The 12,854-nt window shown below is 65.6% G+C and carries 6 protein-coding genes, 2 rRNA genes and 2 pseudogenes; 8 read left to right on the top strand and 2 right to left on the bottom strand.

The window, feature by feature from the left end:
- Positions 1–17 precede the first annotated feature (17 nt).
- From argF to ABIQ69_RS09910, 3 genes are read left to right on the top strand one after another with little or no spacing between them, the layout of a single operon-like run.
- Positions 18–947: an ornithine carbamoyltransferase gene (argF, locus tag ABIQ69_RS09920; RefSeq protein ID WP_350346957.1), complete on the top strand. Its 930-nt coding sequence runs from the start codon at positions 18–20 to the stop codon at positions 945–947.
- On the top strand, positions 947–2,377 hold the full coding sequence (gene argH, locus ABIQ69_RS09915) for an argininosuccinate lyase (RefSeq protein ID WP_350346956.1): 1,431 nt from the start codon (positions 947–949) through the stop codon (positions 2,375–2,377). The genes argF and argH overlap by 1 nt, the downstream gene beginning before the upstream one ends.
- Positions 2,378–2,385: 8 nt before the next feature.
- Complete coding sequence (locus tag ABIQ69_RS09910; RefSeq protein WP_350346955.1) at positions 2,386–3,033, top strand: DNA-3-methyladenine glycosylase; 648 nt, start codon at positions 2,386–2,388, stop codon at positions 3,031–3,033.
- Between the two features lie 30 nt (positions 3,034–3,063).
- On the opposite strand, the gene ABIQ69_RS09905 is transcribed toward ABIQ69_RS09910, so the two are convergent.
- Complete coding sequence (locus ABIQ69_RS09905) at positions 3,064–3,651, bottom strand: hypothetical protein (RefSeq protein ID WP_350346954.1); 588 nt, start codon at positions 3,649–3,651, stop codon at positions 3,064–3,066.
- A 78-nt stretch (positions 3,652–3,729) separates the two neighbouring features.
- Entirely contained in the window at positions 3,730–4,341 is a 612-nt protein-coding gene (locus tag ABIQ69_RS09900; RefSeq protein WP_350346953.1) for a DNA-binding protein, read from the bottom strand.
- Between the two features lie 113 nt (positions 4,342–4,454).
- On the opposite strand from ABIQ69_RS09900, the gene tyrS reads away from it, so the two are divergent.
- The 5 genes and pseudogenes from tyrS (at position 4,455) to ABIQ69_RS09875 (ending at position 12,663) form a co-directional block, all read left to right on the top strand.
- Positions 4,455–5,756, top strand: a complete 1,302-nt coding sequence (gene tyrS / locus ABIQ69_RS09895) for a tyrosine--tRNA ligase (RefSeq protein WP_350346952.1) — start codon at positions 4,455–4,457, stop codon at positions 5,754–5,756.
- 14 nt (positions 5,757–5,770) lie between these two features.
- A pseudogene (locus ABIQ69_RS09890) lies at positions 5,771–6,568 on the top strand (CoA transferase); the annotation flags it as partial.
- Between the two features lie 25 nt (positions 6,569–6,593).
- A pseudogene (locus tag ABIQ69_RS09885) lies at positions 6,594–7,130 on the top strand (CoA transferase); the annotation flags it as partial.
- A gap of 439 nt (positions 7,131–7,569) precedes the next feature.
- Positions 7,570–9,094 (top strand): 16S ribosomal RNA (locus tag ABIQ69_RS09880).
- A gap of 465 nt (positions 9,095–9,559) precedes the next feature.
- Positions 9,560–12,663, top strand: a 23S ribosomal RNA gene (locus ABIQ69_RS09875).
- Together the 16S and 23S rRNA genes form the textbook arrangement of a ribosomal RNA operon.
- The last annotated feature ends 191 nt before the right edge of the window (positions 12,664–12,854 follow it).

Here is a 12,854-nt window from a genome sequence, read left to right as displayed (position 1 = left end):
TTCGAACGGATGACCCCATGACCCGTCACTTCCTCCGCGACGACGACCTCTCCCCGGCCGAGCAGGCCGAGGTCCTCGATCTCGCTCTGCGCCTGAAGGCCGACCCGTATGCCGAGCGCCCGCTCGAGGGTCCGCAGACCGTCGCCGTGTTCTTCGACAAGACCTCCACGCGCACGCGCGTGTCCTTCTCGGTCGGCATCGCCGACCTCGGGGGAGTGCCGCTCGTGGTCGCGAGCGGCGACAGCCAGCTCGGCGGCAAGGAGTCGGTCGCCGACACCGCGCGCGTGCTCGAGCGCATGGTCGCGGCCATCGTGTGGCGGACGTTCGCGCAGTCCGGGCTCGAGGAGATGGCGGCCGACACCACGGTCCCTGTGGTGAACGCCCTGTCCGACGATTTCCACCCGTGCCAGCTGCTCGCCGATCTCCTCACCGTCCGTGAGCGGTTCGGCAGCCTCGCCGGCCGCGCCCTCGCCTACGTCGGCGACGGCGCGAACAACATGGCGCACTCGTACCTCCTCGCCGGCGCGACGGCCGGCATGCATGTCCGCATCGGCGCGCCCGCGGGCTACGCCCCCCGCGCCGACATCGTCGAGGACGCGCGGCGCATCGCCGCGGCGACCGGCGGCTCGGTGCTCGTCACGACGGACCCGCGCGAGGCCGCACGCGGCGCCGACGTCGTCGCCACCGACACGTGGGTCTCGATGGGCCAGGAGGACGAGAAGGCCGAGCGCGTCGCCGTCTTCGGCGACTACCGCGTCGACGACGCGCTCATGGCCGAGGCATCCCACGACGCGATCTTCCTGCACTGCCTGCCCGCCTACCGTGGGTACGAGGTGGAGGCGTCCGTCATCGACGGCCCGGCCTCGGTGGTGTGGGACGAGGCGGAGAACCGGCTGCACGCGCAGAAGGCGCTGCTCGCCTGGCTGCTCACGAGGAAGGACGGCTGATGGCCGACGAACACGGCACCAACGAGGGCGCGCTCTGGGGCGCCCGCTTCGCGAGCGGTCCGTCGCCCGAGCTCGCGCGGCTGTCGAAGTCGACGCATTTCGACTGGCAGCTCGCCCCGTACGACCTCGCGGGTTCGCGGGCGCACGCCCGGGCGCTCGCGACGGCCGGGTACCTCACCACGGACGAGCTCGACCGCATGATCGCCGGACTCGACGCACTGCAGGCGCAGTTCGTGGCGGGCGAGCTCGTGGCCGCCGACACCGACGAGGACGTCCACGGCGCCCTCGAGTCGGCCCTCATCGCCGAGGTCGGCGCAGAGCTCGGCGGCAAGCTCCGCGCGGGCCGCAGCCGGAACGACCAGATCGCCACGCTCGTCCGCCTCTACCTGAAGGACCACGCGGCCGTCATCGGTCGCGACCTGGTCCACCTCATCGACGCGCTCGCGGCGCAGGCCGACGCCCACCGCGCCGCCGTCATGCCGGGCCGCACACACCTGCAGCACGCCCAGCCCGTGCTGCTCGCACACCACCTGCTCGCGTACGGGTGGGCCCTGTCGCGCGACCTCGAGCGCCTCGTCGACTGGCTGAAGCGGGCGGATGCCTCGCCGTACGGCGGCGGCGCGCTCGCGGGATCGACGCTCGGGCTCGATGTCGCGGCCGTGGCGGCCGATCTCGGGCTCGCGGCACCCGCCGAGAACTCCCTCGACGGCACCGCCAGTCGCGACGTCGTCGCGGAGTTCGCGTTCGTGGCGTCCATGATCGGCATCGACGTGTCGCGGCTCGCCGAGGACGTCATCCTCTGGAACACCCGCGAGTTCGGCTTCGTCACGCTCGACGACGGCTACTCCACGGGGTCCTCGATCATGCCGCAGAAGAAGAACCCCGACATCGCCGAGCTCGCTCGCGGCAAATCGGGCCGGCTCATCGGCAACCTCACCGGCCTCCTCGCGACGCTGAAGGCTCTGCCGCTCGCCTACAACCGCGACCTGCAGGAGGACAAGGAGCCGGTGTTCGACTCGGTCGAGACGCTCGAGGTCCTGCTGCCGGCGTTCACCGGCATGATCGCCACGCTGACCTTCCACACCGACCGGATGGCGGAGCTCGCGCCCGCCGGGTACTCGCTCGCGACCGACGTCGCCGATTGGCTCGTGAAGCGCCACGTGCCCTTCCGCGACGCGCACGAGATCACCGGCTCGCTCGTCCGCTACGCCGAGACGCGCGGCCTCGACCTGCACGAGGTCGACGACGCGGCGCTCGCGGAGATCTCCCCGCTGCTCACGCCCGACGTCCGAGCGGTGCTCTCGGTGGAGGGATCGATCGCGAGCCGCACCGGGCACGGCGGCACCGCACCCGAGCGGGTGGACGAACAGTTCTCCCGCCTCGCCGACCGCGTGCGGCACCTGGTCGCCGGGCTCCCGGAGGCCCGCTGATCGACCGGATGCCTCCCGCCGACGCCGTCCCCGACGCGCGACCCGCGCTCGTGCCCGCCACACGCGCGGCCCTCGCGCTCGACGCGGTCGAGCTCGCGCCCCGGCTGCTCGGCGCCGTCCTCGCGCACGACACCGACGACGGTCGGGTCGCCGTCCGGCTGAGCGAGGTCGAGGCCTATCTCGGCGTCGGGGAGGATCCCGGGTCGCACGCGTTCCGGGGCATGACGCCGCGCAACGCGGTGATGTTCGGCGAAGCGGGCCACCTCTACGCGTACTTCAGCTACGGCATGCACGTGTGCCTGAACATCGTGTCGGGGCATCCCGGCACGTCCTCAGCGGTCCTCCTCCGCGGCGCCACCGTCGTCGAGGGCATCGAGCTCGCGCGTGCTCGGCGGCCGGGCGCGGCCGATCGCGATCTCGCGCGGGGTCCGGCCCGGCTCAGCCTCGCCCTCGGCGTCCCGCTGTCGGCGACGGGTGACGATCTGCTGGCACCGCCGTACGAACTGCTGCTTTCGACCGACCCGCCGAAGTCGGCGTCGGGCCCGCGGACCGGGGTGAGCGGCGCGGGCGGGGGAGCGGCCTTCCCGTGGCGGTTCTGGATCCCCGGCGATCCCGGCGTGTCGCCGTATCGACGGCATGCGCGCGCGACGGAGTGAGCGCCGGCCCGCTTCGCGGCGGCACCCGGGTCAGTGCACGGCGAGCTGAACGGCGAGGCCCGCGGCGCAGGCCCAGATGAGGCTCGCGAGAGAGCCGATGATGAACCGTTCGCGGGCTTCGGGTGCCTCGAGCTCGGTGAACCGGCCGACGCCCTTCACAGCGACGACGATGGCGAGTCCCTCGGGGAACCCGGCGATGATGGTGCCGGCGGCGGCGAGGCGCTCGAGCACGCCGATCGTGAGACCGCCGCGGAGGACTTCCCGCTTCGCGGGGGCGAGGCCCGGCTGCGACTGCGCGGCCGGGTCGGGCACGAGGATGCCGCCGTGCAGCCCGGGGACGGCGCTGCCGCCCATGGCGAGTCGCAGTGCGGTCGTGGCCGCAGGTCCGCCGCCGAACACGGCGGTGGTGAGGCCGAGGATCGCGATGACGGCGGAGGTGGAGGCCGGTGCCGCCTCGGCCGGACCGGCGGCGGCCGCGACCGCGAGCGCCAGCGCGGCGGTCGCGAACCAGAAGAGGAGCGGCCGAGGCGCCACGGCGGCGAGCACCGACAGCAGGGTGGCGGCGACGAGGGCCAGGCCGAACACGCTCCAGGTGAAGGCCGACGCGATGAGGTCCACGATGCTCCCTTCGCCGGCGGTCGCCGGGCTGTGACGAGCCTAGCGAGCGCGGCCGACGTGCGGAGACGACGCCACGGATCAGCGGCGGTCGGGGTCGAGCTCGGCGAGCAGCCGCACGAGGGCCGGGCGTGCCGACTCGTCGATGCTCCACATGGCGGTCTTCAGCCGCTGGCTGACGGCGGCGTCGGAGATGCCGAGGGTGGCGGCCGCCTGCTTCTGGGTCCGCCCGTTCGCGACGAGGTCGGCGACCTCCCAGCCGGGGTCGGACCGGCGCGCGCGCAGCACGAGCAGCAGCCGGATGAGCGCCTCCACGTCGGCGGGCGGGCGCGTGCCCGCCGGCGGCTCGGCCGCTCGCAGAGCGAACCGGCCGTCGGAGCGTTTGGCGGTGTCGACGGCCTCGCGAGCCGCGATGAAGGCCGGGCCGGCGGCCTTGCGGACCGCATCGGGCAGCGGGGTGCGGATGCCTCCGACCCCGAGGCCGATGCTCCAGTGACCGTCGCGCGCGAGGTGCAGCACGAGGGAGAGCGCGGTGTCCGGGTCCTCGGTGAGCGCCTGCACCTCGTCGCCGGCCGTCTGGTCGACGGGCAGGAGCAGCCGGTCGCCGAACGCCCCCTGGAGCTCGGCCTGCATCGCGGCCGATCGGTCGATGTCCACCCTGCTGCCGACCTGGTCGGCGGTCACCACGTACATCACGTCCCCTTTCAGGCTCGAAGCTTGAACCCGATGAATTAAGTGTAAAACCTTCATCACGCGGCGTCCAGTCTGCGGCCTTCACCGCCGCCGCCGCTGTTACGCTTGCTGGCGTGTCAGACCCCGAGATCCTCGCAACCCAGCAGAACGACGCCTCCTTCGAGGACGTCTGGGAGGAGCTCAACTGGCGCGGCCTCGTGCACGTGTCGACCGACCGGGCCGCGCTGAAAGAGCTCCTCGCGGGCGAGCCGATCACGTATTACTGCGGGTTCGACCCGACCGCGCCGAGCCTGCACCTCGGCAATCTCGTGCAGCTGCTGACCATGCGCCGGCTCCAGCTCGCCGGGCACCGGCCGCTCGGCCTCGTCGGCGGATCGACGGGGCTCATCGGCGACCCTCGGCCCACGGCCGAGCGCACCCTCAACACGAAGGAGACGGTGGCCGAGTGGGTCGGACGGCTCCAGGGCCAGGTGTCCCGGTTCCTCTCGGGCGAGGGCGAGAACGCCGTGCGTCTCGTGAACAACCTCGACTGGACCGCGGGGCTGTCGGCGATCGACTTCCTGCGCGACGTGGGCAAGCACTACCGCGTCGGCACGATGCTGAAGAAGGACGCGGTCGCGTCGCGACTGAACTCGGACGCGGGCATCAGCTACACCGAGTTCAGCTACCAGATCCTGCAGGGCTTCGACTACCTCGAGCTCTACCGGCAGTACGGCTGCGTGCTGCAGACCGGCGGCAGCGACCAGTGGGGCAACCTCACGAGCGGCACCGATCTCATCCACCGCGTCGAGGGAGCCTCGGTGCACGCCATCGGCACACCGCTGATCACCAACAGCGACGGCACGAAGTTCGGCAAGAGCGAGGGCAACGCGATCTGGCTGGATGCCTCGATGTGCAGCCCGTACCGCTTCTACCAGTTCTGGCTCAACACCGATGACGCCGACGTCGTGCAGCGGTTGAAGGTGTTCACGTTCCTCAGTCGCGAGCGGATCGACGAGCTCGCCGAGTCGGTCGAGCGCGAGCCGTTCCGCCGTGCGGCGCAGCGAGAGCTCGCCGAGCAGGTGACCACGCTCGTCCACGGCGCCGAGGCGACGGCCGCGGTGATCGCGGCCTCCCAGGCGCTGTTCGGACAGGGCGATCTCGAGGGGCTCGATCGCGCGACGCTCGCGTCGGCGCTCGAGGAGCTGCCGAACACGCGGGCCTCGGTCGACGCGCCGATCGTGCAGTTGCTCGTCGACACGGGTCTGGTGAAGAGCCAGAGCGAGGGTCGCCGGGCGATCCAGCAGGGCGGGGTGTCGCTCGACAACCGTCGCATCGACGACGAATCGCAGACGCTCGCCGGGCTCGTCGAACCCGGAGCCCTCGCGGTGCTCCGGCGCGGGAAGAAGACGCTCGCGGGCGTCTTCGTCGAGTAGCTCGGGCCGATCGCATGCCAGGGCAGTCGGCGATGCGGCTGCTCCGGCGCGTCTGGCGCGACCTCGGACGCGACGACGTCGAGCTCGAGCGGCTCGCGGACGGTCTGCCCGCGGTGCCGCTGCCGGCCCGGCTCGACGTGTCGGGGCTCGCCGCCGGATCCGTGGCCGCGGTGTCGGTCGCGGCGGCGGTCGCGTCCGGCGTGCCGGGGCCCGTGCGCCTCGACGCCGATCGTATCGCCACCGCGTTCACCAGTGAACGGTGGTTCCGCATCGGCGGGGTGAAACCCGACGCCTGGGCGCCGCTCTCCGGATTCCGTCGGGCGGCGGACGGCTGGGTGCGGACGCACGCGAACTACCCGCATCACGAGCGAGCCCTCCGGCGCGGCCTGGGCGTGGGCGCCGATGCGCCGATCGAGGCCGTCGAGCGGGCGATCGCCACGAGGACCGCGGCCGAGCTCGAGGCATCCATCGTCGCTGCCGGCGGGCTCTGCGTGGCCGTCGCCCTGGAGGATCCCGCTGCGGATGCCGCGCTCCGCGATGATGCGCTCATCGGGCTCGACGGAGCGGGCGGAGGACCGCGGCTCGATGCGCGGGACCCGGCGCGTCCGCTCGCGGGCATCCGAGTGCTCGATCTCACCCGCGTGATCGCCGGGCCGATCGCGACGCGGACGCTCGCGTACCTTGGCGCGGACGTCCTTCGGATCGACCCGCTGCGACGGCCCGAGATCGGGTGGCAGCACCTCGACACGGGCGCGGGCAAACGCACCGCGCTCCTGGACCTGGACTCCCCGCGCGACCGCGCCCGTTTCGACGAGCTGCTCGCCGGCCGCCGACGTCCTCGTGCTCGGATACCGGCCGACGGGACTGCGCTCGCGGGGCCTCGACCCCGACGGCCTCGTGGAGCGCCATCGGCGCCTCGTCGTGGGGTCGCTGTCGGCCTGGGGCGAGACCGGACCGGAGGGGGAGCGGCGCGGATTCGACAGCCTGGTGCAGGCCGCGAGCGGCATCGCCTCGATCGAGGGCGGTCCGGATGCCCCCGGCGCCCTGCCGGCGCAGGCGCTCGATCACGCGACGGGGTACCTGCTCGCGACGGCCGTGATCTCCATGCTCGACGGCCACGCCTCCGGCCGACGGATCACGCGACTCTCGCTCAGACGGACGGCCGCCGAACTGCTCGGGATGCCCCGCACCTCCGAGCCGGCACCTCGCGAGGGCATCGATCAGCCGCGAGCCGACCCTCATCTGGTGGACCTCGCCGTCGGTGCCGCCTCGGTCCGGCTGACCGCACCGGCGCCAGCCGTCCCAGGCGTGCCGGCAGCCTGGCCGGAGGCCCCGCACGAGTGGGGCTCGGATGCGCCCAGTTGGGCGGAATGACGCGCGACACGCCCGGGATGCAGGCCCGAGTTGCGGGGTAGCCCCCGGATACGTAAAGTATTCATTCGTTGCCCCAAAGGAGCGGGGGAGCGAGAGAGCCGGACAGGCTCCGCTCACCGCCCTCAAGTGGAAACGATCCCGAACCAAGGAAGAGATTCTCTTCCGGTGTTCGAAGCATCCGGAACCGTCCCTCATGGGATGCCCGGGATGGAAACGTCAGCCTCGAGTGAGATGCCAACGGTATCGAAGCGAGAGCGTCCGTTTCTTGAGAACTCAACAGCGTGCACTATGTTCAATGCCAATTTTTTGAACCCTGTCCTGCTCTTCGGGGTGGGTGGGATTCCTTTGATTGATGGACAATTTGATTTTTTGAGTCAGTTGTTTCTCTGTCAGTGATTTGAACTCCCTGGCCGCCTTCGGGTTGGTTGGGAACCATTTTTTTTTGGAGAGTTTGATCCTGGCTCAGGACGAACGCTGGCGGCGTGCTTAACACATGCAAGTCGAACGATGAACTTCCAGCTTGCTGGGGGGGATTAGTGGCGAACGGGTGAGTAACACGTGAGTAACCTGCCCTGGACTCTGGGATAACCCCGAGAAATCGGAGCTAATACCGGATAGGACCCTGTACCGCATGGTGTGGGGTGGAAAGTTTTTCGGTCTGGGATGGACTCGCGGCCTATCAGCTTGTTGGTGAGGTAATGGCTCACCAAGGCGTCGACGGGTAGCCGGCCTGAGAGGGTGACCGGCCACACTGGGACTGAGACACGGCCCAGACTCCTACGGGAGGCAGCAGTGGGGAATATTGCACAATGGGCGCAAGCCTGATGCAGCAACGCCGCGTGCGGGATGACGGCCTTCGGGTTGTAAACCGCTTTTAGTAAGGAAGAAGCCGCAAGGTGACGGTACTTGCAGAAAAAGGACCGGCTAACTACGTGCCAGCAGCCGCGGTAATACGTAGGGTCCGAGCGTTGTCCGGAATTATTGGGCGTAAAGAGCTCGTAGGCGGTTTGTCGCGTCTGCTGTGAAAACTAGAGGCTCAACCTCTAGCCTGCAGTGGGTACGGGCAGACTTGAGTGCGGTAGGGGAGACTGGAATTCCTGGTGTAGCGGTGGAATGCGCAGATATCAGGAGGAACACCGATGGCGAAGGCAGGTCTCTGGGCCGTAACTGACGCTGAGGAGCGAAAGCGTGGGGAGCGAACAGGATTAGATACCCTGGTAGTCCACGCCGTAAACGTTGGGCGCTAGATGTGGGGACCTTTCCACGGTTTCCGTGTCGTAGCTAACGCATTAAGCGCCCCGCCTGGGGAGTACGGCCGCAAGGCTAAAACTCAAAGGAATTGACGGGGGCCCGCACAAGCGGCGGAGCATGCGGATTAATTCGATGCAACGCGAAGAACCTTACCAAGGCTTGACATAACCGAGAACGCCCTAGAAATAGGGAACTCTTTGGACACTCGGTTACAGGTGGTGCATGGTTGTCGTCAGCTCGTGTCGTGAGATGTTGGGTTAAGTCCCGCAACGAGCGCAACCCTCGTCGCATGTTGCCAGCACGTAATGGTGGGGACTCATGTGAGACTGCCGGGGTCAACTCGGAGGAAGGTGGGGATGACGTCAAATCATCATGCCCCTTATGTCTTGGGCTTCACGCATGCTACAATGGCCGGTACAAAGGGCTGCGATGTCGTAAGGCGGAGCGAATCCCAAAAAGCCGGTCTCAGTTCGGATTGAGGTCTGCAACTCGACCTCATGAAGTCGGAGTCGCTAGTAATCGCAGATCAGCAACGCTGCGGTGAATACGTTCCCGGGCCTTGTACACACCGCCCGTCAAGTCATGAAAGTCGGTAACACCCGAAGCCGGTGGCCTAACCCTTGTGGAGGGAGCCGTCGAAGGTGGGATCGGTGATTAGGACTAAGTCGTAACAAGGTAGCCGTACCGGAAGGTGCGGCTGGATCACCTCCTTTCTAAGGAGCATCTGGAGATCTTCGGGTCTTCCAGGCATGCCGGTTCTGAGCGAACGTCTCAGCCGGCTGCTCATGGGTGGAACATTGACATAGGCATCCAGTTCAAGGGTTCTGGTTCAGTACGCCGTTTTCGGATGGTTGGAACGATCGGGTCCGGCGGGTTGGGTGCGTGCACGCTGTTGGGTCCTGAGGGACCGGGCGCGGTCCTCGCTTTTCGGGCGGGGGCTGGTTTGGACTCTTCAGGCCTTCATTCATGCCGGCGGGTGCTGGTGGTGGTGGGGGTTCTGGCCGTCTGTTGAGAACTACATAGTGGACGCGAGCATCTTAGATCAACCCTTTCGGGGGTTGGTCACATAGGTGAGTCGCCAGGATCGGGTGCCTTCGGGTGCTTGATGTTTGGCGTATTCACTGGTCAATTTCGAACGCATCCTTCGGGGTGTGTCCGATTCGATCGAACTCATGTGATTTCAAGTTTCTAAGAGCAAACGGTGGATGCCTTGGCATCTGGAGCCGAAGAAGGACGTCGTAATCTGCGATAAGCCTCGGGGAGTTGATAAACGAGCTGTGATCCGAGGATTTCCGAATGGGGAAACCCCGCCAGGCCCTTTGGGTGACCTGGTGACTCCCGCCTGAATATATAGGGCGGGTAGAGGGAACGTGGGGAAGTGAAACATCTCAGTACCCACAGGAAGAGAAAACAACCGTGATTCCGTAAGTAGTGGCGAGCGAACGCGGAACAGGCCAAACCGGTCATGTGTGATACCCGGCAGGGGTTGCATGGTCGGGGTTGTGGGACCTTTCGGGTCGATCTGCCGGTCGACCACGGTGACGTGCATGGTATAGGCGAACCGGATTGAAAGCCGGACCGGAGTGGGTGTGAGTCCCGTAGCCGAAATGCTGTGCAGCCCGGAGAGGTATCCCAAGTAGCACGGGGCCCGAGAAATCCCGTGTGAATCTGCCAGGACCACCTGGTAAGCCTAAATACTCCCAGATGACCGATAGCGGACAAGTACCGTGAGGGAAAGGTGAAAAGTACCCCGGGAGGGGAGTGAAATAGTACCTGAAACCGTTTGCTTACAAACCGTTGGAGCCTCCTTGTAGGGGTGACAGCGTGCCTTTTGAAGAATGAGCCTGCGAGTTAGCGATCTGTGGCGAGGTTAACCCGTGTGGGGTAGCCGTAGCGAAAGCGAGTCTGAATAGGGCGATTCAGTCGCAGGTCCTAGACCCGAAGCGAAGTGATCTATCCATGGCCAGGTTGAAGCGACGGTAAGACGTCGTGGAGGACCGAACCCACTTCAGTTGAAAATGGAGGGGATGAGCTGTGGATAGGGGTGAAAGGCCAATCAAACTTCGTGATAGCTGGTTCTCTCCGAAATGCATTTAGGTGCAGCGTTGCGTGTTTCTTGCCGGAGGTAGAGCTACTGGATGGCCGATGGGCCCCAACAGGTTACTGACGTCAGCCAAACTCCGAATGCCGGTAAGTGAGAGCGCAGCAGTGAGACGGTGGGGGATAAGCTTCATCGTCGAGAGGGAAACAACCCAGACCACCGACTAAGGTCCCTAAGCGCGTGCTAAGTGGGAAAGGATGTGGAGTTGCACAGACAACCAGGAGGTTGGCTTAGAAGCAGCCACCCTTGAAAGAGTGCGTAATAGCTCACTGGTCAAGTGATTCCGCGCCGACAATGTAACGGGGCTCAAGCACGCCACCGAAGTCGTGGCATTCGCACAAATCGATAGGCCTTCGTGGTCCAGTCGTGTGGATGGGTAGGAGAGCGTCGTGTGCTGGGTGAAGCGGCGGAGTGATCCAGCCGTGGACGGCACACGAGTGAGAATGCAGGCATGAGTAGCGAAAGACGGGTGAGAAACCCGTCCTCCGGAAGACCAAGGGTTCCAGGGTCAAGCTAATCTGCCCTGGGTAAGTCGGGACCTAAGGCGAGGCCGACAGGCGTAGTCGATGGACAACGGGTTGATATTCCCGTACCGGCGAAGAACCGCCCACATGAAATCAGGAGTGCTAAGCATCCCAAGCCGCGCGGATCCCTTCGGGGTGATGCGCGGGGCGGCATGCGACCCCATCTGGTGGAGTGAGCGTATTAACAGGTGTGACGCAGGAAGGTAGCCCAGCCCGGGCGATGGTTGACCCGGGGCAAGCGTGTAGGCCGAGCGATAGGCAAATCCGTCGCTCACACAGGCTGAGACGCGATGCGGATGAAAAGTGGGTGATCCTATGCTGCCGAGAAAAGCATCGACGCGAGGTTCTAGCCGCCCGTACCCCAAACCGACTCAGGTGGTCAGGTAGAGAATACCGAGGAGATCGAGAGAATCGTGGTTAAGGAACTCGGCAAAATGCCCCCGTAACTTCGGGAGAAGGGGGCCTGAAGCGTGAACCCACTTGCTGGGGGAAGCGTGGATGGCCGCAGAGACCAGTGGGAAGCGACTGTTTACTAAAAACACAGGTCCGTGCCAAGTCGCAAGACGATGTATACGGACTGACGCCTGCCCGGTGCTGGAAGGTTAAGCGGAACGGTTAGCTCTTCGGAGCGAAGCTGAGAAGTTAAGCCCCAGTAAACGGCGGTGGTAACTATAACCATCCTAAGGTAGCGAAATTCCTTGTCGGGTAAGTTCCGACCTGCACGAATGGCGTAACGACTTCCCAGCTGTCTCAACCGCGAACTCGGCGAAATTGCATTACGAGTAAAGATGCTCGTTACGCGCAGCAGGACGGAAAGACCCCGTGACCTTTACTACAGCTTGGTATTGGTGTTCGGTGTGGCTTGTGTAGGATAGGTGGGAGACTTTGAAGCGGGCACGCTAGTGTTCGTGGAGTCGTTGTTGAAATACCACTCTGGTCACTCTGGATGTCTAACTTCGAACCGTGATCCGGTTCAGGGACAGTGCCTGGTGGGTAGTTTAACTGGGGCGGTTGCCTCCCAAAGAGTAACGGAGGCGCCCAAAGGTTCCCTCAACCTGGTTGGCAATCAGGTGGCGAGTGTAAGTGCACAAGGGAGCTTGACTGTGAGACTGACAGGTCGAGCAGGGACGAAAGTCGGGACTAGTGATCCGGCAGTGGCTTGTGGAAGCGCTGTCGCTCAACGGATAAAAGGTACCTCGGGGATAACAGGCTGATCTTGCCCAAGAGTCCATATCGACGGCATGGTTTGGCACCTCGATGTCGGCTCGTCGCATCCTGGGGCTGGAGTAGGTCCCAAGGGTTGGGCTGTTCGCCCATTAAAGCGGTACGCGAGCTGGGTTTAGAACGTCGTGAGACAGTTCGGTCCCTATCCGCTGCGCGCGTAGGAAATTTGAGAGGATCTGACCCTAGTACGAGAGGACCGGGTTGGACGAACCTCTGGTGTGCCAGTTGTTCCGCCAGGAGCACCGCTGGTTAGCTACGTTCGGAATGGATAACCGCTGAAAGCATCTAAGCGGGAAGCCGGCCTCGAGATGAGATTTCCATCCCTTCGGGGGAGAGGCTCCCAGTAGACGACTGGGTTGATAGGCCGGATGTGGAAGCAAGGACGAAAGACTTGTGCAGCTGACCGGTACTAATAAGCCGATAACTTGACAATCACTACACCCACACGAGTTTGAACTCATTCAAGCAAAGGCCGTGTGCGGTGGCCTACGGATTGCTCGCGTCCACTCTGTGGTTCCCAACAGACGGAACCCAACAAACTCAACACAGACACACCCCCACCCCACACACACACACGTGTGACCAGGGTCGGGGCACCGAGACCACCAACCACCCCCAGGGGTG

The organism is Agromyces sp. G08B096 (assembly GCF_040267705.1).
GTDB lineage: Bacteria > Actinomycetota > Actinomycetes > Actinomycetales > Microbacteriaceae > Agromyces.
The sequence above is the reverse complement of the archived record's forward strand: the minus strand, read 5'-3'. Positions and strand labels throughout refer to the sequence as shown.

Coding starts and splice junctions, on each gene's coding strand:
- argF (WP_350346957.1), top strand. CDS start 18: ATGACCCGTCACTTCCTCCGCGACGACGACCTCTCCCCGGCCGAGCAG.
- argH (WP_350346956.1), top strand. CDS start 947: ATGGCCGACGAACACGGCACCAACGAGGGCGCGCTCTGGGGCGCCCGC.
- ABIQ69_RS09910 (WP_350346955.1), top strand. CDS start 2,386: ATGCCTCCCGCCGACGCCGTCCCCGACGCGCGACCCGCGCTCGTGCCC.
- ABIQ69_RS09900 (WP_350346953.1), bottom strand. CDS start 4,341: ATGTACGTGGTGACCGCCGACCAGGTCGGCAGCAGGGTGGACATCGAC.